The sequence below is a fragment of the Stenotrophomonas maltophilia group sp. RY12688 genome (genome assembly GCF_052149045.1).
In the GTDB taxonomy this organism is placed as follows: domain Bacteria; phylum Pseudomonadota; class Gammaproteobacteria; order Xanthomonadales; family Xanthomonadaceae; genus Stenotrophomonas; species Stenotrophomonas sepilia.
The window spans coordinates 3,055,819-3,075,051 of sequence record NZ_CP197389.1 but is presented as its reverse complement, the minus strand read 5'-3'; the positions used below and the strand labels follow the sequence as shown (position 1 = coordinate 3,075,051).

Sequence of the window (19,233 nt, the reverse complement as noted above, 5' to 3'; positions counted from 1 at the left end):
GTGTGCGCATTCCATCGGGGATGCGATATGAAGCGTGCAGGGCTGGGCAGGGCAATGGGTGTGGTTCTGGCGCTGGCGGCGCTGCCGGCAATGGCGGCGGCCAACGTGCAGCAGTTCAGCCACGGGCGGTTCGAGCAGATTCCGGTGCACATGCCGGCAGGCACGCCGCAGCGGGTGGTGATCTGGTTCCACGAGCCCACCCCAGGGGGTGACACCAGCCGCCTGCCGATCGAAGCCCTGCGTGCCGACGGCGCCATCGTTGCCGCTGTGGACATCGCGCACCTGCGCGGGGTGCTCAAGCGCGAGGGTGATCCGACCTGCTCGTTCGGCGCCGGTGACGTCGAGAACTTCTCGCGCTGGCTGCAGGCGTCCCTGCATCTGCCCGGCTACCACCTGCCGCTGGTCGGCGGTGACGGCGAGGGTGCCGAGATGGCCTATTCGCTCGCGGCGCAGGCCGACACCCAGGTGTTTGCCGGCCTGCTGACCACCGGCTTCTGCCCGGACCACAACCATGAGCGCATGGTCTGCGGCGATGGTGTGAAGCACAACACGCTGCAGCCCGCCGAACTGAATTTTCCGTGGTTGAGTGCCGCTGGCGATCACGGCTGCAAGGTGGGCGAGGCCAGTCGGTTCGTTCAGCAGGTCGCTATGGCACGCGAATTCAAGCGAACCGCGCGCGGTGATGCCTCACCCGGTCTGGTGGCCGCGGCGCGGGTGATCGGCGCGCAGGCCGGGGTCAGTCTGGCACCGCCGCCGGCCGCGCTGAAAGGCCTGCCGGTGGTGGAAGTACCGGCGACCGGTAGCGGCGATACGCTGGCGGTATTCGTTTCCGGCGATGGTGGCTGGGCCGGCCTGGACAAGGACGTGGCGTCGTCGCTCAACGAGCACGGCGTGGCCGTGGTCGGCATCGACTCGTTGCGCTACTTCTGGAGCGAGCGCACGCCGAAGGGCTTCGCCGCTGACCTGCAGAAGATCATCGACCACTACCGCCAGCAGTGGCACCGCGACAAGGTGATGCTGATCGGTTTTTCGCAGGGTGCCGACGTGCTGCCGGCCACCATCAACCAGCTCGACGCGGGTACCCGAGAGGCGCTGGACCGCATCGTGCTGCTGTCGGTAGGCAGGAAGGCCGACTTCGAATTCCATGTCAGCAACTGGCTGGGCGGCGGCGGCGATGGCCTGCCGATCGCTCCGGAAGTGGCCAGGCTGCCGGCGGAACGAACCCTGTGCGTATATGGCGACAAGGACGAGGACGCACTGTGCCCGGACCTGCCGGCCAATGACGGCGTGAAGCGGGTGAAGCTGCCGGGCGACCACCATTTCGGCGGTGACTATGATCGGCTGGCCGAGGTGATCCTCAAGGGCGGGGCGTAGCGTCAAGCCATGCCCGACCACTGTCGCCGCCGTGTCGACCAAGGTCGACACCTGCCGGGTGGCGCGGGTCGTCAGTTGCGCCGCGGGTCCAGAGAGATCAGACGCGTGGCGTCCAGCAGCGCCGCCGGCAGGTGCATGCCGCCGGGCGCGGCGAGATAGCGCGGCCGCCATTGCGGATCGAACTTCGACTTGAAGCGGCGCAGGCCACTGAACCCGTAGAAACGTTCGCCATGCCGCGCCAGCAGGCCGGCCAGCCGGTTCCAGCGGCCAGCCAGACGATGCTGTGCCAGCCCGGAAAGCGGCGCCATGCCCAGCGAGAAACGTGCATAGCCCTGTGCGCGGCCCCACAGGAACAGCTCGATGAAGAGGAAGTCCATCGTGCCCTTCGGTGCTTCGCTGACGTGGCGCATCAGGTCCACCGACAGCTCGGCGCCGGCCGGTGCCTGCCACAGGTTGGCGAAGGCCACGATCTGGCCTTCGGCCTCGACCAGCGCCACCGGGAAGCGCACCAGGTAATCCGGGTCGTAGCTGCCGAGCGAGAAGCCCTTTTCGTCGCCGGCCTTGTCTTCCAGCCATGCGTTGGAGATCGCGTGCAGGCGCGGCAGCAGGCTGGGAATTTCCTCCACGGGCGCCACGCGGAAGGACAGGCCACCCCGCTTGCCCCGGTTCCAGGCCTGGCGCAGGTCGGCGCGCTCGCGCCCTTCCAGGCCGAAATCATGCAGCGGCACCATCGCTTCTTCGCCCAGCTTGACCAGCCCCAGGCCAAGGTCGAGATAGGTCTGCCAGTAAGTCTCGCCGACCTGGTAGAAGACGGGGCGCAGGCCGAGGCGGTCGGCTTCCTCGCGGAAGCGCCAGATCAATGCGCGGGCGACGTCCGGCGGGCCGACCGGGTCGCCCATCGCGATCAGCGAACCCCCATAGCGCTGCATCATCACGAAGCCGAGTTTCGCTTCATCGCGCAGCACTGCCTTGTCAGCGGTCAGCACCAGGCAGGCCTGGGTGTCGGTGGCACCGGCCAGGACCGGCGCCAGCGATTGCAGCGTCGCTTCATCGGCGGCGGGCAGCGGGCTACGCGTGCTGTGCAGCAGCCGCGCCAGGCCGAACATCACCAGCGCGATGGCCACCACCAGCAACGCGCGCAACGCGCGCGGTGCGTTGCCGGAGACCGCGAACTGCCACCACAGCTCGTTCTGGTATTCGACATGGCTGTAGGTGAAGAACAGCAGCCAGGTCACCGCCACCAGCACCAGGCCCAGGTTGCGCAGCCACGGCCAGGACCAGGCTTCATCCAGCAGCGCACCCTGGCGGTAGAACTCGCGGCGCGCGGCCCACAGCGCCATCGCCACCAGCACCGCCGAGACGGCGATCAACGGTTGGCCACCGCGCAGCCACAGCGGCAGCGGGGTGACCACGCACACCGCCATCGCCAGCATCCACGCCGCGTGGCTGCGCCGGGCCAGGCCCTGCCCGATCAGCAGCAGCGCGACACCACTGAGGCTGCCGATCAGGTGCGAGGTTTCCAGGATCGGCAGCGAGGCATTCACCAGGTGCCGGCGTGGCGTGGGCAGCGTGCCGTCGATGACCAGCGCGGCGCCGATGCTGAACACCGCCAGCGCGATGATCTGCGGCAACCATGGGCGCAGTGCGTTCCAGCCGGCGCGGGTTGCCCCGGCACTGGCCTGCAGCGGCTGGCGCAGCGCGGGCGCAAGGGCGAGCAACGTGGCCAGCACCAGCGGTAGTACGTAATAGGTCACGCGGTAGATCAACGCGGCCGCCAGCACCGCCGCCGGTGCCACCTGGGGCAACAGCTTCAACAGGCTCCATTCGAACACGCCCAGGCCGGCCGGCACGGTCGAGACCAGGCCGGCCAGTACCGCGACGAGGTACAGGCCGACGAAGCCGGGCAGGCCGGTGGGCGTCGAGTCCGGCAGCAGCACATAGAACGCGGCGCTGGCCAGCACCAGCTCGATCACGCTGAGCACGGTGACGCCGAGCATGGTGCGGCGGTCGGGTAGCCACAACGCATGGCCGAACACGCTGAACTGCCGTCCATCGCGACCGACCAGCAGCACGGTACCCAGATAGGCGAGCAGGGCGACGATGCCGACGATGCGCACGGCATCGGGATTCAGTGGCAATGCCAACGCCGCTGCCGCCGGTTCCATACAGAGCGCCACGCTGATCAACAGCCACGCACCGAACACGAAACCGAGCGTGCTCATCAGCACCACCTGGCCGATCTGCGCCAGGTCCAGGCCGGCGCTGCGGTAGCCACGCAGGCGCACTGCGCCACCGGTCAACGCGGCAAAGCCCACCGTCTGGCCCAGCGTATGCGCAAGGAAGGCGGTAATGCCGATGCGTGCCGGATGCACGCGGATGCCGCTGCGGCGCAGGCCGATGGCATCGAAGCCGATCAGGCAGGCGTAGCTGGCCAGGCCGAGCATCACGGTGAGCGTGATCTGCAGGCCACTGAGCTGGCGGAACGCCTGGCGGATGGCGCGGTAGCCGTGCTCATCGAATTCACTGGCCAGGCCATGCAGGGCCAGCGAGAGGATCAGCAGTGGAACGACAATGGTGAGGACCCGCTTCCATGTCGGGGTGGAGGAAGCGGCGGCGGGGTTGGTGGCTGCGGTCATCGGCGCAAGGGTGCGTCAGGAGGGGCGAGTGCGGTGTCAACGCGGGGCGTGGCGCATCGTGCGCCTGTCGCCGCCATTTGACCAGCAGATGTGTCGGAGCCCGGTAGTGACGCGTCGCGCGGGCGACCCGTGCACCCACCGTTGACCGGATTGGAGGACAATGCGGGCCTGATCACCCGCAGGAGCCACGCCCATGATGGAGCGTTACGACGTCGGACCGCGCATGTCCGAAATGACCGTGTACAACAAGGTCGCCTACCTCTCCGGCCAGATTCCGGAAGACACCAGCCAGGACATCACCGGCCAGACCCGGCAGGTGCTGGCGGAGATCGACAAGCTGCTGGCGCTGGTCGCCAGTGATCGCCAGCACGTGCTGCGTGCGGAAGTGTTCCTGGCCGACATCGCCGACTTCGACGGCATGAACAAGGCGTGGGACGAGTGGGTGGTCGAGGGCGCGACTCCGGCCCGCGCAACCTTCGAAGCCAAGCTCGCCCACGCCGAGTGGAAGGTCGAGATCGTGGTGACGGCAGCGGTGCCGTAACTGCGGGATGGGGTCAGATCCCTTTCCTGCGGAAAGGGATCTGACCCCTGTTACAGGCGCACCAGCTCGATGCAGTCCACCGGGCACGGCGGGATGCACAGCTCGCAGCCGGTGCACAGGTCGGCAATGACCGTGTGCATGTACTTGGCGCCGCCGACGATGGCGTCCACCGGGCAGGCCTGGATGCACTTGGTGCAGCCGATGCAGTCGGCTTCGACGATCAACGCCACCTGGGCCGCCTTGTGCTCGCCGCGCGAACGATCGAACGGAATCGCCGGTACACCCAGCACCTGCGCCAACGCCCGTGCACCGGCGTCGCCACCCGGCGGGCAGCGGTCCACACCGGCCTCGCCACGTGCCATTGCCTGCGCATACGGGCGGCAGCCGTCATAGCCGCATTGCCCGCATTGGGTCTGCGGCAGCAGGCGGTCGAGGCGTTCGGTCAGGGGCGGGATCAGGCTCATGCGTGGCGAAGGCTGCGCGTTGGGTTATTTCAGGGGCTTGCCGCGGAACCAGCGCTCGTGGGCCAGCGCCAGCATCGGCTTGTCTTCGGAACTGTCACCGTAGGCATGGATGCGCACGTAGCGCGACAGATCGAACTGGCGGCGGATGTGCTCGACCTTGCGCGGGCCGCAGTCGCCACCAGCGTAACGGCCGGTCAGGCGGCCGTCCTGGCTTTCCAGCCGGTTGCAGATCAGCTGCAGGCCCAGCTCCTCGCACCACGGCCGCAGGTACAGGTCCAGCGAGCCGGACACGATCACGACGGTGTGCTGCTGTTCCTTGTGCCAACGGATCTGCTCCAGCATTTCCGGGCGCACCACGTCGGGCAGGAACTCGCGCGAGAAGCCTGCGGCCAGCGTGGCGATGTCATCGCTGTGGCGGTCACTGAAGGTCAGGCGGGTGACGCGTGCACGGATGCGTTCGGCCGAGATCAGCTTCAACCTGTACGCGGCCAGCCACGGCCCGACTTTCCACCATGCCTGTGCCAGCTGTTCGGCGGTGGCCACGCGGCGCAGGAAGCGGCCATAGGTATCGCAGGTGGTCACGGTGTGGTCGAAGTCGAACAGCGCCAGTTCCATTGCGTTGCTTCCCATCGCGTTGCCTCCCGGGGCCGGAGCTGCCGGCGGGCGCGGCCGTAACCACGCCCGCTGCAGGCATCAGCGAACCGGCATGCCCGGCTGCGCGCCGCTGTCGGCGTCCAGCAGCGCCAGTGCGCCACCGTCGAAGCCGGCCGACAGGATCATGCCTTCGCTCAGGCCGAAGCGCATCTTGCGCGGGGCCAGGTTGGCGATGAACACCACGCTGCGGCCCACCAGCTTCTCCGGTTCGCCGTAGCTGCCACGGATGCCGGAGAAGATCTGGCGCTTGCCCAGCTCGCCGGCGTCCAGTTCGAAGCGCAGCAGCTTGTCCGAACCTTCCACGAACTCGCAGACCAGCACCTTGCCGATGCGCAGGTCGAGCTTGGCGAAATCGTCGATGCCGATGTAGGCCGGCGCGTCGGCGCTCTTTGCTTCGTCCTTGGCCGGGGCCGGGGCCGGGGCCGGGGCGGCCGGCTTGGCAGCGGGGGCAGCGGCAACCGCCGGCTGCAGGGTGTCCTTGGAGGCGTCGATCATGGCGTCAATCTTCTTCGGGTCAATACGGGTGAACAGCGGGGTGTACTCGGTGATGCGGTGTCCCAGCAGCGGTTGCGCCAGCTCGGTCCAGTCGTTCACCGGCGCGGCCAGGAAGGCCTCGGCCTGCGCGGCGGTGGCCGGCAGCACCGGCTTCAGGGCGGTGACCAGCACGCGGAACAGGTTCAGGCCCTGGCTGCACACGGCCTGCAGCTGCGCATCGGCGCCTTCCTGCTTGGCGATGACCCACGGCTTGACGTCGTCGATGTAGCGGTTGGCTTCGTCGGCCAGGGTCATGGTCAAGCGGATCGCCGCAGCCGGGTCGTTGCGCTCGTAGGCTTCACGGATCGGCGCCAGCCCATCGACGAAGCGCTGGTACTGCGCCGCGTCGGGCAGCTGCGCGGCCAGCTGGCCGTCAAAGCGCTTGCTGATGAAGCCGGCGCAGCGGCTGGCCAGGTTGACGAACTTGCCGACCAGGTCGGCGTTGACGCGGGCGATGAAGTCGCCCAGGTTCAGGTCGAGATCGTCGACGCCACCGCCGGACTTGGCGGCGTAGTAGTAGCGCAGCGCTTCCGGCTCCAGGCCGGCATCGAGGAAGGTACGGGCCATCACGAAGGTGCCGCGCGACTTGCTCATCTTGGCGCCGTCCACGGTCAGGTAGCCGTTGACGTGCAGGCGGGTCGGCGCGCGGTGGCCGGTTCCGTGCAGTACCGCCGGCCAGAACAGGCCATGGAAGTTGACGATGTCCTTGCCGATGAAGTGGTGCAGTTCGGTGGCGGTGCCGGCACGCAGGTGCGCTTCGAAGTCCTCACCGATCCTGCCGCACAGGGTCTGGAAGCTGGACAGGTAGCCGATCGGTGCATCCAGCCAGACATAGAAGTACTTGCCCGGCTGGCCGGGAATCTGGAAGCCGAAGTACGGCGCATCGCGCGAGATGTCCCACGCGCGCAGGCCACCCTCGGCATTGAGCCACTCGCCCAGCTTGGCCTTCACGCCCGGCAGGGCGACATCGCCGGCCAGCCATTCGCGCAGGAACGCATCGAAGTGACCCACCTCGAAGAAGAAGTGCTCCGAATCGCGCATTTCCGGCGTGGCACCGGAGATGACCGAACGCGGTTCCTTCAGGTCGGTCGGTGCGTAGGTCGCGCCGCAGACTTCGCAGTTGTCGCCGTACTGGTCGGGACTGCCGCAGTTCGGACAGATGCCCTTGACGTAGCGGTCGGGCAGGAACATGCCCTTGGCCGGGTCGTAGAACTGCGCGACCGAACGGCGGCTGATGTGGCCGGTCGCTTCCAGCTTCAGGTAGAACTGCTCGGTCAACGCCTTGTTGGCCGCCGAATTGGTCGAGTCGTAGTGGTCGAAGGCCACGCCGAAGGCGGCGAAGTCACGTTCGTGGCTGGCCTGGATGTTGGCGATGAAGGTTTCCGGGGTGACCCCGGCCTTTTCCGCGGCCAGCATGATCGGTGTGCCGTGGGTGTCATCGGCGCAGACGAACCAGGTCCTGCCGCCGCTCATTCGCCGCGCACGTACCCAGATGTCAGCCTGGATGTAGCCGACCAGGTGGCCCAGGTGCAGCGGGCCGTTGGCGTAGGGCAGGGCGGTGGTGACGAGCGCGGTACGGGTCATGGTCGCGGGTGGATCCGAGGGGAACCGCAGATTATCGCATGCCCGCAACGACGTGACCCGGCCGGGGCCGGGTCACGGGTTGACGGAGGTGCGGGGCGCTTATTCGCGCTGCCAGGTCTGCGCGCGGCAGATGAAGGCGATGCAGCCGGACACGTCCAGCCGGGTGCCGCCGGGCTGCAGTTCCATCTTCGACTTGTAGGTCTTGCCGTTGGCCGGGTCGAGGATGGTGCCGCCGGACCACTTGTTGGCGCCGTCGGCCTTCAGGTTCCAGAGGATGGTCATGCCCTTCACCGGCTTGTTCCTGTTGGCGCCTTCACAGCCGTCACAGACCGGGTTCGGGCCCTTGTCCGAGTGCAGGATGTCGACCACCTTGCCGGTCAGCGTGCCGTTGGGGGCCTGGGTGATCTCGACGATCGACTTCACCTTGCCGGTCTTGTCGTCGATGGTCTTCCAGCGGCCGGCGGCGCCGTCGGCGGCCTGCGCCGAGAGTGCGGCCAGGCACATCGGCAATGCCAGCAGCAGGGTCTTGAAGGTCTTGCGCATGGTCCCCTCCCAGGGTTCATTCCGGCACGGTGCCGGCATGGGTCGACTGTATACCCATTCGGCGGAGTATGGGGAAGGGGGGCGTTGCAGGGTTGCGCCCTGCACCCGCGGTAGTGCCGGCCGCTGGCCGGCAACCTCAACGGCGGGATTCCGTGGGATGGCGGGGCGGTGTGGGTGGGCAGGACACGCCGTAAACTCCGCTCCGCGGTCCGGCCCAGCCGCTGGCGGCTGGGCGTTCGGGCGCTTGCGAAGCAGTGCTTCGCAAGCAAAGCGCCCTCACCCTTGGGGGCTCGATGGCGCCATCCATGGCGCCAACGGTCCTGCCCACCCACACCGCCCCACCTCTGACAAATTCCTTCGGCTGTTGGTAGGTGTCGACCTTGGTCGACACGGTAGATCCACGCCATGCGTGGATGATGTTTCCGGTGGCGGCGATGGGGTCGGCGATGGGGTCAGATCCCTTTTCCGTCGGAAAAGGGATCTGACCCCCGGGGCCTCAACCGACTTCGTACAGCTCCAGCGGCAGGCCATCCGGGTCGGCGAAGAAGGTGAAGCGGCGGCCGGTGTATTCGTCCACGCGGATCGGTTCGCAGTCCACGCCGTGGCTGGCCAGGCGTTCGATGAACGGCTCCAGCGCAGCGACCCGGAACGCGAGGTGGCGCAGGCCCTGGGCCTCCGGGCGGCTGGGGCGGGGCGGTGGCGAGGGGAACGAGAACAGTTCCAGCTGGCTGCCGTCGGGCAGGGCCAGATCCAGCTTCCAGGAGTCTCGCGCGGCGCGGTGGTTCTCGGCCAGTACGCGCAGGCCGAGGATACGGACGTAGAAGTCTTTTGAACACGCATAATCGCTGCAGATCAGTGCCGCGTGGTGGATGCCCAGCAGGGCGTCGGAACCGGTGTTCATTGCAGGGTGTCCAGCCAGCGCTGGGCGATCTTCTGCGCCAGCGGGTACGGTTCGGGATCGTTGCGATTGGTCAGCACGATCACGGTCAAGTGCTTTTCCGGGTATCGCACGATCACATTTCGGAAGCCGATGCTTTCGCCGCTGTGCCATTGCACCGGGCCGTTCAGGCGCCATCCGAAGCCGTAGTGCGGCACATCCGGTTCGGATGTCGATGTGGCCGGGCTGAACATCGCGCGGCGCGAGGCCTTCGACAGCAGGCGGTCGTCGTACAGCGCCGCATCCCAGCGGGCGAGGTCGTCCAGCGAGGAGTAGATCCCGCCATCGCCGAGCACGGCACTGGTGGCGCTCTGGTCGGTGCGCTGCCAGCGGCCATCGATCCAGCTGTAGCCATAGGCGCGTGCGGCGATGGTATCGATGCCGTCCTGATGGGCCACGGTGTGGGCCATGCCTAGCGGGCGGAAGATGCGCTGTTGCAGGAAGGCTGCGAAATCCAGGCCGGAGGCGCGGCCGACGATCAGTGCCAGCAGCGCATAGCCGCTGTTGCTGTAGTGGTACTGCGTGCCCGGCGCGAAGTTCAGCCGGTCCTGGCGCGACAGCAGGGTCAGCACATCGGCGTCATGCACCTGCCGAGTGTCAGCCGGATCCATCAGGTCTTCGTAGTCGAGCAGGCCGCCGGTGTGCGATAGCAGCTGGCGGATCGTGATGGCCGCGGCAGCCGGGGGCAGTTCGGGCAGCCACTGCCGGGCAGGTTGATCCAGCCCAAGCCGGCCATCCTCCACCAGCAGCAGCACCGCCGCAGCGGTGAACTGCTTGCTGACCGAGGCCAGCCGGAAGTTGCTGGCCGGGGTGACGGCGGTGCCGTCCTCCACCACCGCCAGGCCGTAGCCACGGCGGAACACCGCTTGCCCGTCGTGCAGCACCAGGACTGCAGCGCCGGGTACCTGGCCGTCGTAGGCCTGCATCAGGCCGTCGATGCCCGCATCCGGTGGTTTCAGCACCGGTGCGGCGATACCCGTTGAAGGCAGCAGGCCCAGCACGACGGCGAACAGGGCGACGGCAGGGCGCATGACGGCTCCGGAGGGGTCAAGGTGAAGGCGTGGGCGTAGTGCTGGCCGGCTGCACCATCCAGCGTTCCATCTTACGGTCAAGCACGTCCAGCGGCATCGAGCCGTCCTTCAGCAGTTCGGCGTGGAAGCGGCGCAGGTCGAAGGCGGCGCCCTGGCGCGCCTTGGCCTTGTCGCGCAGGGCAACGATGGTGGTCAGGCCGGCGACGTTCGATAGTGCCTGGCCGGGCTGGGCCATGATCCGCTCCACCTCGGCGTTGGCGTCGTCACTGCTCATGTCCACGGTCTTCTGCAGGTAGCTGACGGCCTGCTGCTTGCTCCAGCCCTGGGCGTTCACGCCGGTATCGGCTACCACGCGGGCGGCGCGCAGCAGGCGCGAGTACAGGTAGCCGATGCGGTCGTAGGGATCGGTGTAGATGCCCAGGTCCTCGCCCAGCGTTTCGGCGTACAGGCCCCAGCCTTCGACGAAGGCGAGATCGCCACCGAGGCGGCGGAAGCGTGGCAGCTTGGCCAGCTCCTGCTGCAGGCCCAGCTGGACGTGGTGGCCCGGGATCCCTTCATGCAGGTACTGCACCGGCACGTTCCAGCGCTTGCGGCTGGGCAGGTCGCGGGTGTTGATGTACAGCACGCCCGGTTGCCCGGCCGCCGACGGCTGATAGGCGGCAGCGGCGGCGGTCAGTGCGCGCTCCGGCTCCACCGCACGGACCTCCAGCGGTGCCTTCGGCAAGGTATCCAGCACCTGCGGCAGGCGTAGGCTGACCTGCTGCTGCACCTGGCGGTAGCGGTTGATCAGCGCGTTGGCATCGCCGTATTGGAACTGGCGGTCGTTGCGCATGCTGCGCAGCAGCTTGGTGGGAGAACCGCGCAGCTTGGCGTCCTTCATTACCGTGGCGATCTGCGCCTGCAGTTCCTGCACGCGCTGTTCGCCCAGCGCATGCAGTTGTGCGGCGGTCTGGTCGCTGGCGGTGGTCTGCACGATCAGGTTGGCGTACCAGGCCTGGCCATCGGGCAATGCGCCCAGGCCGCTGCTGGTGCGTGTGGCCGGCAGGTATTCGGTGGCGATGAAGCCGCGCAGGGCGCGGTAGGCCGGCATGATGCGCAGCTCGATCATGCGCTTGTATTCGGCGCTGATGCGCGCCTTGTCCTCAGCCGGGATGGTGTTCGGCATGGTGCGGATCGGCGACCAGAAAATGCTCTCCTCGGCGGTCGGCTTGATCACCGCATCCAGCTGCGGCAGCACTTTTTCCATCAGGTCGCGTGGTTGCACCACGCCGGCCTTCATGCCCTGGCGCATGTTGTCGATGGCCTGGTCGAACAGCTCGGGAATGCCCAGCGAACGGCGTGACCAGGTGTCGTAGTCCTGGACGGTGTTGAATGGCTGCGCGCCCGCACCGGAGCCGAGGATCGCCATGATGCTGCCGATGTTGTAGTACTGGCTGATCGGCATCATCCAGCTCGGGTAGCGCTCGGCGGCCAGCGATGCGCGCGCGTCGCGCACGAAGATCTCGTAGCTGAGCAGGTCCTGGCCCTGCAGGCCGTCACTGCCGAGCTTCTCGACCTTGCCCAGCCATTGCGTGGTGAAGTCGTGCGACTGTTGGCGCCAGGCGGCGGACAGGATGTTGGGCAGCTGGTCGTTGTAGCGGGCCTCGCCCTGGAAGGTCGCCTGCAGTGGATTCAACCGCATCGAGGCATCCCAGTATTCGTCGTACAGGCGCTCCAGCTGCACCTGCTTGGGTACGGCCCGGGCCGGGGCGACCGGGCGGGGCGCGGCGCGGCGCGCCGAGCTGCCACGCGCCGGCGCGGTGGCGCGGGCGGGCCTGGCCTTGGGCTTGGCAGCCTGGCGGGTCTGCGCAGCGGCAGGGCGGCTGGCCTTTTTCTTCGCTGCTTCGGCCGACGGCATGGCACTGAACAGGAACAACGCGGCAATGGCGGCGGCCAGGGCGCGGGTGGGATGCGGCATCAGGAGCTTCCGTGGAACACAGACCGTGGAGCTTGCACGATCCGGCCGCGTACGGCCAGCGTGAAGGCGCAGTCAGCTTTTTGCCGCTGGGGCTTCAGTCAGCCGCGGCCGCGGCGCGCAGGGCGGCGGCCCTATCGGCACCCAGGTAGCGGGTGATCGCACGCCGCATCAGGTACAGCAGTGGAATCAAGGCAATCGCAAAGCCCATCTTGTAGATGTAGTTGACGCTGCTGACGGCCAGGAACAGCGAGGTCGGCCAGTGCTGCGGGCCGAGCACGAAGGCGATCCAGATCACCACGAAGCTGTCCACCACCTGGGAGATCGCGGTGGATCCGGTCGCACGCAGCCACACGTGGCGCTCGCCGGTGGCCTGGCGGATGCGATGGAACACGGCCACGTCGATCAGCTGGCCGAGCAGGAAGGCCACCAGCGAACCGGCGATGGTCCACATGCCCTGGCCGAACACCGCGGCGAATGCCGCCTGGTAGTCCGGCACGCCGTGGCCGTCCATCGAGGTGACCCACCAGCTGGCCGGCGCCAGCGAGATCGCTGCGAAGGCGAACAGGAAGCCATAGGCGATCAGCACCACGGCCAACCACGAGATGAAGCGCACGCCGCGCTTGCCGAAAAACTCGTTGATCGTGTCGGTCATGATGAACACCACCGGCCACAGCAGGGTACCGGCGGTGAAGCTGAGCGAGCCGGTCTGGCCAAACAGGTTCCAGTTCAGCGGTTCGATGCCGAGGGTGTCTTCCAGCGCGAAGATCTTCACCCCGATCAGTTCGGCCAGCACGGCGTTGCCGCAGAAGAACGCGGCCAGCACGATGAACAGCAGGACCGCGCGGTCCTGCAGCGGGCGCTCGATCGGCGCCGCGGTTGTCATTCGCTGCGTTCGCCTGCGCGCGTGAACGGAACGCTGGACGGTGCGACGGCACCGCCGGAAATGATGAAGCTCATGGCCTGGTCGACGGTCCAGTCGGTCGGGGTCAGCAGCTCCACCGGCACGATCTCCAGGTAACCCGAGGTCGGGTTCGGTGTGGTTGGCACGTACACCGCGGCCAGTTCACGGTCGGTGCCGTGCTCCTTGATCACGCGGGTGACCAGCCCGACCGACTTCATGTCGCGGTGCGGGAAGTCGATCAGCACCACGCGCTGGGTGCTGCCCGGTTCGGTCTGCAACATGTCCAGCAGCTTCTTGGCGCTGTCGTAGATGATGCTGGCCAACGGAATGCGCTTGATCACCGCGCCGACCCAGCGCAGCAGGCGCTGGCCGAGCACGCGGCGGCTGGCCACGCCCACCGCCAGGATCACCAGCAGGGTGGCCAGCAGGGCGATGGTGTTCTGGATCCACTCGGCACGGACCCAACCGAGGTAATGCGGGAAGCTTGTCGCGATCTGCTCGGAAAGCGGCACCACCAATGGGCTGGAAATGCCCGAAAGCAGCACGAACACGAACTTGACCACGACCCAGGTCAGCCAGATCGGCAGCAGGGTCAGCAGGCCGGTCAGGAACAGGCGCTGCAGGGAGGGGCGGGGGACCAGGGCGGGGGCTTCGAGCGACATGCGCGCATTGTAGCGGCCACGGCCGGTCGATTACGCTGGGGGATCGACTGCGGCAACGATGCATGGAAGGGAAGCTGTGTTGAAGATTCTGCGCGGACTGGGCTGGGCCCTGGCAGGACTGCTGGTGCTGGCCATCGTGGTGTGGTGCGCCTCGCGCATGTGGCCGGTGCCGGAATCACGGCTGCAGGCCCAGCAGCGGTTGCAGGCCCGCCTGCCCGCTGATGGCCGCAACGGCTTTGCGCTGCTGTGGACACTCGCGTTCGACGATCTCGACCCGGACCAGCGCGATCAGGCGTTGGCCCGGGATGTACAGCGCTGGGAGGCGGATCCGCGCGGCAATGGCGGCGCCCGTCCGCAGCTGGCAGAAGACCACGTCGAGCTGCATTCACGGCCTTCGGCCAGCTGCGGACCGACCGCCAGTGACTGCCTCGGCCAGGTGCGTGCGGACCCGCAGCGTTTCGTCGATGCCCACGCTGGCCACCAGCAGCTGCATGCGCGCCTGGACCAGCTGGCCGATGCGGATCACTTCGTGTCGCCGTTCCGGCCAAAAGGGGAGGGCATCCTGGTGCCGATGCCGGCCTATGGTTTGGTGATCGACGCCACCAGCGCACGCGCGCTGGCGTATGTGCAGGGTGATATCGACGGTGCACTGCGTGGCAGTTGCCGGGGGCTGCAGCTGGGCCGCCGGCTGGTGACGGGCGGCAGCTACCTGGTGGAGAGCATCATCGGTGCCAGCCTGGTGCAGGCCAATGCCCAGCTGCTGGCCGACATGCTGGTCGAACTGCCGGCCGACCAACCGCTGCCAGCGGAATGCGAGCAGGCGATGAAGCCGATGCGGGCCGCCGAACAGAGCCTGTGCCGTGCGATGCAGGGCGAGTATGCGATGAGCAGGGCTGCGATCGAAACCTCGGCGCAGGAGTTCGGTGGCGTGCTGGTACTCGATCGCAGCAGCACCCTGGCGCGAGTGGCGGGCAACCTGGGCTGGGCCTGTGGCGCGGCGGCGATGACCGCGCTGGAGGCGGATCGCCCGTTGCCGGTGCCGGCACCGCCGCAGCACGACTTCGGCTGCCTGTCGAACGTCATGGGGTGCGTGCTGGCCGATATCGCGGGTCCGGCCTATCCCGCGTATTCGTCACGGCCCCAGGATGCCGCCGCGATGGTGCGGCTGATCGGTGCGCAACGCTGGCTGCGACAGCAGGCCGAGGACCCTGTGGATGCGCTGAAGCGCTTGCCTGCCCAGTTCCGCTCGCAGGTGCGGGCACCGCAGTTGTCGGCCGATGGCCGCCGCCTGCAGGTACCGCGGCGCTCAGCGCCGCGCAGCACCGACGAGAGCCCATGGTTGTCGGTATCGCTGGTGGCAGGGGACGCCCCGGCCGCCGCCGCGCGCGACTGAGCAGCGGCGGCCAGTGCGCGCTGTCCTCGTCATCCTCGCGGCTGCCTTCGCTCCGCGTCGCACCGCAGGTGCACGCGCATACGCGCGCATCGGAGCCTCCCTGCCAGGGCAGCAGAGGACAGCGCCCGCGCCGGATCAGCGCGCGTGTGGCTTCAACCGCAGATAGACCTGCTTGCGCACCTGGGCGACCACCTCGCCGCTTTCGTCGACGACGTCGTTGCTGAACCAGCGCAGCACCTTCTCGCCGCCCGCCGCTTCGGCACGCAGTTCGGACAGCAGCGCATCGTCGATGCGGAACGAGGTGCGCACCGTGCCCCGGCCAGGCTTGAGGAAATCGATCGCACCGGCCCGGTCCCACACGTAGTAGTCACGGCCGAGGATGTGCAGCAGGCCCAGCATCCAGAACGGGTCGGTCATCGCGAACAGGCTGCCGCCGAAATGCGTGCCGACGTAGTTGCGGTTCCACGGCCGCAGCCGCAGCTCGACGTCGATCTGCCGGTAATCGGGCGTGATGCGGGTGACATGGATGCCGGTGAACAGGAACGGTGGCCACAGGTTGATGCCGAAGCGGAACAGGCGGGCGTTCATGCGGGTCCGGGGCGCGAGGCGAGGTGCCCAGTCTAGCCATTCGCATGCGTATGTTGCACCCCGGGCGTGTGTCCAACGGCGGCGTGCATGTCCTGCCTCATGGGCCGTCGATCATGTACCCGTCGCGGCCGTTGGCCTTGGCCTGATAAAGGGCGGTGTCGGCGCCTTCCACGAAATGGTGGGGCTGCAGTTCGCCGTCGGGCACGCGGGTGAATACGCCGATGGTGAGCGTGACGGTATCGTCGCTGCCATCGCCCGGCGCCGGCAATGCGCGCACGCAGGCAATCAGGTCCTCAATCACCTGGCGTGCGCCTTCGGCCGGTGTATCCGGCAGCACCAGCGCGAATTCGTCGCCACCGTAGCGTGCCGCCATGTCGCGCGGGCGGCGCGCATGGGCGCCGATCAGGCGGGCGACATCACGCAGCACGCGGTCGCCCACCTGGTGCCCGTGGCGATCGTTATGGCGCTTGAAGTGGTCGACGTCGATCAACGCCAGGCTCAATGGCTTGCCGCTGCGCCGCGCTGCATCGCATTCCTGCTGCAGCGACTGCTCGAAGCGGAGGCGGTTGCCCAGGCCGGTAAGGGCGTCGCGGTTGGCCTGGCGGTGCCAGGCCGAGATCCGCCACACCGCCCAGACCAGCAGTGCCAGCGTCACGCCCAGCATCGCGCTGGCCGGCGCCCACCACAGGTCACTCGTGCGCAGCAGCAGCCAGCTCAGCAGGGCAGGCATCGGCAACGAACACAGCGCGACCAGCCAGGGCAGGCGCAGGCCGAGCAGGATCACGCACAGCGCCACCAGCACACCGCTGATGGCGTGCTGCCAGGCATGCGGTAGAACATCGATCTGCTTGTGCTGCAGCAGCATCGAGGTGATGTTGGCCTGGTACTCGCTGCCGCTCATCCAGAACTCGCGGGTGGTCGGGGTCAGCAGGCGGGGCGCGATGCCGCTGGCCGTCATGCCAACTACGATGCGGCGGCCATGCAGCATCGCCATGTCCACGTGGCCATCGAGAACGTCCGCATAGGACACCTGTGGCAGCCGCTCGGGGGGGCCGGCGTAGCGCACGCGAACGTAATCGTCGCGACGCCATTGATAGGGCGAGCCCAGTTCCGGGTCGGGATCGGGCAGGCCGCGTACGGCACCGGCAGGCAGGTCGGCCAGTGCCAGGCCCAGTGCCGGCCAGTGCGGCTGGCCGATACCTGCGTGCAGATAGACGCCACGGGCGACGCCGTCGCCATCCACCTCGACATCGGTGTGGCCAATGGCGGCAGCACTGGCAGCGATCTGTGGGATCGGCAGCATTTCCTCGGCCATGCGGTCGCCGGCCGCCGGTGCGGCCAGCACCGGCAGCACCACCCGGCCATTGCGTCGGATGGCGGCCGCCAGTTGATCATCCTGTCGGCTGTCACGGCGATCCGGTTCGGACAGCATCAGGTCCAGCGCGACGCGTTCGGCGCCGGCATCGGTCAGGCGGTCAAGCAGGCGTGCATGCACCGAGCGTGGCCAGGGCCACTGGCCGATGCGCTGCAGGCTGCCTTCGTCGATGGCGACGATCAGCACGCTGGGATCGGGGCGGTACTCCCAGTTGCCGACCAGCGCATCATAGGCCGCCTCGTCCTGCCGCCACAGCCATTGTCCCTGGCTGGCCACGATGGTCAGCCCGCCGGCCAGCAGGGCCAGCAGGATCCGCTTCGACCATGGCAGCGGCGAGCGCCTCACAACAACAACCAGAGCAGCAGGGCACCGCCACCCGCGCCGTAGCACAGGCGGCACGGCAGCGGGACCTGCTGGGCAGGCGAGAACGCGCTGGCGTGGCCGTCATCGTCGATGTACTGCACGCGTACATGCAGGGTGCCGCTCCACGGGCGCTTGAAGCTCACCTGCGGCTGATCCACGGTTTCGTCGACCAGCGGTGCCTTGAAGTCGCCGCGGCGATCCACCTGCACCCGGTAGCGTTGGCCTTCGCTGCCGGCCTGCCAGCGCAGCGTCAGCTCGCCGTGTGCGGCCTCGGGCGGTTGCAGTGCCGGGTCCACTGGTTCATTGCTCAGCTGCAGCAGCAACGCCTGGCCATAGCGGCCCTGTCGGCCTTCGCCATCGCGCGAAGCCACGCGCCAGTAGTACTGGCCGGGCGGCAGCGGTCGCGTCAGGCGCAGGTCGGTCGCATGGGTGGCCTGCTCCTGCAGGGGCTGCAGGAAGCTGGGCTCGGTGGCGATCTGCAGGACGCTGCTGCGCGCACCGGGGGCCTGGCTCCAGCGGAAACGCGGGCGGTCGCTGTTGATCGTCTGCCCATGCAGCGGCGATACGGTCAGTGGCGGTGGTGGCTGGTCACCGAGCTCGAAATCGGCGCTGGCGTCCAGGCCTTCGACCCCCTGGGCGTCGACCGCGCGCAACAGGATGCGCAGCTGGCCAGGCGGCAGGTCGCCGATCGCCAGCCGGGTGTCGGCGGTGGTGGCGGCGAACAGGAGGATCTCCGGCGTTGCCGCCTGCACCACTTCCACCCGGTAATGATCGGCGCCATTGACCGGTTCCCAGGCAAGCAGGGTCGGCAGCGGCGCCAGGCGCAGCGCGTCATTGCGCAGCGCCGGCGCCGGCAGCAGTGCAGAGACCGCAGCGGGCGCCGCATCGGCACTGCTGCTGCGGGTGGCCTGGCCCGGCCGGACCAGGCGCTGGCCATGGGAGTTGCCGACCTGCACCTTGCCCTGCAGGACCTCGGTGGCACCGACGTGCCCGTCATCCCCGGCGCTGACCCGGAACACCGTGCCGCGCACGCTGCTGGTCGCGGTGGGCGCATCGATGATGTAACGCGAGGCGGGACCGCGCGCCGGCGTCACCCGGTTGCTGGCTCGCCCCTGCTGCAGGCGCAGTCGGGTGTCGACCATGCCGGTGTGGCCGTAACGGCTCAGCTGATCCAGGCGCAGGCGCGAGTACTCGCGCAGCTGCAGGCGCGAGGCATCGGCGAATTCCAGGGTGATGCTGGAGTCGCCTTCGGTCTCCACGGTGTCACCGATATGCAGCTGTTCGCCGGCCTGGAGCGCGCGGGTCGCCGTGCCATCGGCGCCTGCCAGCGCGACCTTGCCGCGCACGGACAGCACCCGGGCCGGCGCCGGTTCGGTGCGCAGCCAGCTGATCGGGAAGCGCAGCAGCTGGCCCGGCGGCAACTGGTAAGGGTTGTCGATGCGGTTGTGCTGCTGCAGCTGCTGCCAGCGTACCGAGGGCTTCAGGTAGAGCCCGCCCAGGTCCCACAGGGTATCGCCGGGCCGGACGCGATAGTTCCAGTCCTGGGCGCCGGCAAGGGCGGGCATCAGGAAGAGGGCGCAGAGCAGAGCGCCCGTTAAATGCATGGCGAACGACAGAGAGCGGACGACGGTCACAGTTTGCAATCCCGGCAATGCGGGGGTGCAGCTGCAAGACCCCATGGCCCCGACCTCATCCC

Annotated in this window: 16 protein-coding genes; 3 read left to right on the top strand and 13 right to left on the bottom strand. The window is 68.2% G+C overall.

Annotation, left to right across the window (positions count from 1 at the left end):
- The first annotated feature begins 27 nt into the window (after positions 1-27).
- Positions 28-1,374 carry a virulence factor family protein gene (locus ACS0OT_RS14455; RefSeq protein ID WP_188248500.1) on the top strand — a complete coding sequence of 449 codons (1,347 nt, stop codon included), beginning with the start codon at positions 28-30 and terminating at the stop codon, positions 1,372-1,374.
- 71 nt (positions 1,375-1,445) lie between these two features.
- Here the strand turns inward: ACS0OT_RS14455 and mprF are convergent, their stop codons facing one another.
- Positions 1,446-4,010, bottom strand: a complete 2,565-nt coding sequence (gene mprF, locus ACS0OT_RS14450) for a bifunctional lysylphosphatidylglycerol flippase/synthetase MprF (RefSeq protein ID WP_442255871.1) — start codon at positions 4,008-4,010, stop codon at positions 1,446-1,448.
- Positions 4,011-4,203: 193 nt separating this feature from the next.
- Here mprF and ACS0OT_RS14445 point away from each other — a divergent pair, with 193 nt between their 5' ends.
- Positions 4,204-4,551, top strand: a complete 348-nt coding sequence (locus tag ACS0OT_RS14445) for a RidA family protein (RefSeq protein ID WP_005418155.1) — start codon at positions 4,204-4,206, stop codon at positions 4,549-4,551.
- Positions 4,552-4,601: 50 nt separating this feature from the next.
- On the opposite strand, the gene rnfB is transcribed toward ACS0OT_RS14445, so the two are convergent.
- The 9 genes from rnfB to ACS0OT_RS14400 all read right to left on the bottom strand — a co-directional run bounded on the left by rnfB (position 4,602) and on the right by ACS0OT_RS14400 (position 13,818).
- On the bottom strand, positions 4,602-5,015 hold the full coding sequence (gene rnfB / locus ACS0OT_RS14440) for an Rnf electron transport complex subunit RnfB (protein ID WP_005418154.1): 414 nt from the start codon (positions 5,013-5,015) through the stop codon (positions 4,602-4,604).
- A 24-nt stretch (positions 5,016-5,039) separates the two neighbouring features.
- Positions 5,040-5,630, bottom strand: a complete 591-nt coding sequence (locus ACS0OT_RS14435) for an HAD family hydrolase (protein WP_065185481.1) — start codon at positions 5,628-5,630, stop codon at positions 5,040-5,042.
- A gap of 78 nt (positions 5,631-5,708) precedes the next feature.
- Positions 5,709-7,787: a methionine--tRNA ligase gene (gene metG / locus ACS0OT_RS14430; protein ID WP_442255870.1), complete on the bottom strand. Its 2,079-nt coding sequence runs from the start codon at positions 7,785-7,787 to the stop codon at positions 5,709-5,711.
- A gap of 99 nt (positions 7,788-7,886) precedes the next feature.
- The gene (locus ACS0OT_RS14425) at positions 7,887-8,330 is read right to left on the bottom strand and encodes a DUF2147 domain-containing protein (protein WP_065179246.1); all 444 of its coding nucleotides are present in this window, start codon (positions 8,328-8,330) and stop codon (positions 7,887-7,889) included.
- A gap of 496 nt (positions 8,331-8,826) precedes the next feature.
- Positions 8,827-9,231 (bottom strand): SMU1112c/YaeR family gloxylase I-like metalloprotein, encoded by a 405-nt coding sequence (gene gloA2, locus ACS0OT_RS14420; RefSeq protein ID WP_053498965.1) that lies wholly within the window; start codon positions 9,229-9,231, stop codon positions 8,827-8,829.
- Positions 9,228-10,298, bottom strand: a complete 1,071-nt coding sequence (locus ACS0OT_RS14415) for a serine hydrolase domain-containing protein (RefSeq protein ID WP_053498963.1) — start codon at positions 10,296-10,298, stop codon at positions 9,228-9,230. Before ACS0OT_RS14415 ends, gloA2 begins: the two co-directional genes overlap by 4 nt.
- Positions 10,299-10,314: 16 nt before the next feature.
- Positions 10,315-12,255 carry a DUF885 domain-containing protein gene (locus tag ACS0OT_RS14410; protein WP_111201789.1) on the bottom strand — a complete coding sequence of 647 codons (1,941 nt, stop codon included), beginning with the start codon at positions 12,253-12,255 and terminating at the stop codon, positions 10,315-10,317.
- 94 nt (positions 12,256-12,349) lie between these two features.
- Positions 12,350-13,138: a queuosine precursor transporter gene (locus ACS0OT_RS14405; RefSeq protein WP_005418131.1), complete on the bottom strand. Its 789-nt coding sequence runs from the start codon at positions 13,136-13,138 to the stop codon at positions 12,350-12,352.
- On the bottom strand, positions 13,135-13,818 hold the full coding sequence (locus ACS0OT_RS14400) for a DUF502 domain-containing protein (protein WP_005418129.1): 684 nt from the start codon (positions 13,816-13,818) through the stop codon (positions 13,135-13,137). Before ACS0OT_RS14400 ends, ACS0OT_RS14405 begins: the two co-directional genes overlap by 4 nt.
- A 76-nt stretch (positions 13,819-13,894) precedes the next feature.
- Here ACS0OT_RS14400 and ACS0OT_RS14395 point away from each other — a divergent pair, with 76 nt between their 5' ends.
- A complete protein-coding gene (locus ACS0OT_RS14395) occupies positions 13,895-15,211 on the top strand; it encodes a hypothetical protein (protein ID WP_065179243.1) in 1,317 nt (438 codons plus the stop codon).
- Between the two features lie 135 nt (positions 15,212-15,346).
- On the opposite strand, the gene ACS0OT_RS14390 is transcribed toward ACS0OT_RS14395, so the two are convergent.
- The 3 genes from ACS0OT_RS14390 to ACS0OT_RS14380 form a co-directional block, all read right to left on the bottom strand.
- Entirely contained in the window at positions 15,347-15,799 is a 453-nt protein-coding gene (locus ACS0OT_RS14390) for a DUF4442 domain-containing protein (protein WP_005418128.1), read from the bottom strand.
- A gap of 97 nt (positions 15,800-15,896) precedes the next feature.
- Positions 15,897-17,519, bottom strand: coding sequence for a CHASE2 domain-containing protein (locus ACS0OT_RS14385; RefSeq protein ID WP_005418127.1), 1,623 nt, complete (start codon positions 17,517-17,519; stop codon positions 15,897-15,899).
- Positions 17,516-19,216 carry a FecR domain-containing protein gene (locus ACS0OT_RS14380; protein ID WP_442256446.1) on the bottom strand — a complete coding sequence of 567 codons (1,701 nt, stop codon included), beginning with the start codon at positions 19,214-19,216 and terminating at the stop codon, positions 17,516-17,518. The genes ACS0OT_RS14385 and ACS0OT_RS14380 overlap by 4 nt, the downstream gene beginning before the upstream one ends.
- Positions 19,217-19,233 lie beyond the last annotated feature (17 nt).

What these genes read in the sequence shown, in the direction of transcription:
- ACS0OT_RS14410 (WP_111201789.1), bottom strand. Translation starts at nt 12,255, where the DNA reads ATGCCGCATCCCACCCGCGCCCTGGCCGCCGCCATTGCCGCGTTGTTC.
- ACS0OT_RS14425 (WP_065179246.1), bottom strand. Translation starts at nt 8,330, where the DNA reads ATGCGCAAGACCTTCAAGACCCTGCTGCTGGCATTGCCGATGTGCCTG.
- ACS0OT_RS14415 (WP_053498963.1), bottom strand. Translation starts at nt 10,298, where the DNA reads ATGCGCCCTGCCGTCGCCCTGTTCGCCGTCGTGCTGGGCCTGCTGCCT.
- ACS0OT_RS14405 (WP_005418131.1), bottom strand. Translation starts at nt 13,138, where the DNA reads ATGACAACCGCGGCGCCGATCGAGCGCCCGCTGCAGGACCGCGCGGTC.
- ACS0OT_RS14445 (WP_005418155.1), top strand. Translation starts at nt 4,204, where the DNA reads ATGATGGAGCGTTACGACGTCGGACCGCGCATGTCCGAAATGACCGTG.
- ACS0OT_RS14380 (WP_442256446.1), bottom strand. Translation starts at nt 19,216, where the DNA reads ATGGGGTCTTGCAGCTGCACCCCCGCATTGCCGGGATTGCAAACTGTG.
- ACS0OT_RS14390 (WP_005418128.1), bottom strand. Translation starts at nt 15,799, where the DNA reads ATGAACGCCCGCCTGTTCCGCTTCGGCATCAACCTGTGGCCACCGTTC.
- metG (WP_442255870.1), bottom strand. Translation starts at nt 7,787, where the DNA reads ATGACCCGTACCGCGCTCGTCACCACCGCCCTGCCCTACGCCAACGGC.
- mprF (WP_442255871.1), bottom strand. Translation starts at nt 4,010, where the DNA reads ATGACCGCAGCCACCAACCCCGCCGCCGCTTCCTCCACCCCGACATGG.
- ACS0OT_RS14400 (WP_005418129.1), bottom strand. Translation starts at nt 13,818, where the DNA reads ATGTCGCTCGAAGCCCCCGCCCTGGTCCCCCGCCCCTCCCTGCAGCGC.
- ACS0OT_RS14435 (WP_065185481.1), bottom strand. Translation starts at nt 5,630, where the DNA reads ATGGAACTGGCGCTGTTCGACTTCGACCACACCGTGACCACCTGCGAT.
- rnfB (WP_005418154.1), bottom strand. Translation starts at nt 5,015, where the DNA reads ATGAGCCTGATCCCGCCCCTGACCGAACGCCTCGACCGCCTGCTGCCG.
- ACS0OT_RS14455 (WP_188248500.1), top strand. Translation starts at nt 28, where the DNA reads ATGAAGCGTGCAGGGCTGGGCAGGGCAATGGGTGTGGTTCTGGCGCTG.
- gloA2 (WP_053498965.1), bottom strand. Translation starts at nt 9,231, where the DNA reads ATGAACACCGGTTCCGACGCCCTGCTGGGCATCCACCACGCGGCACTG.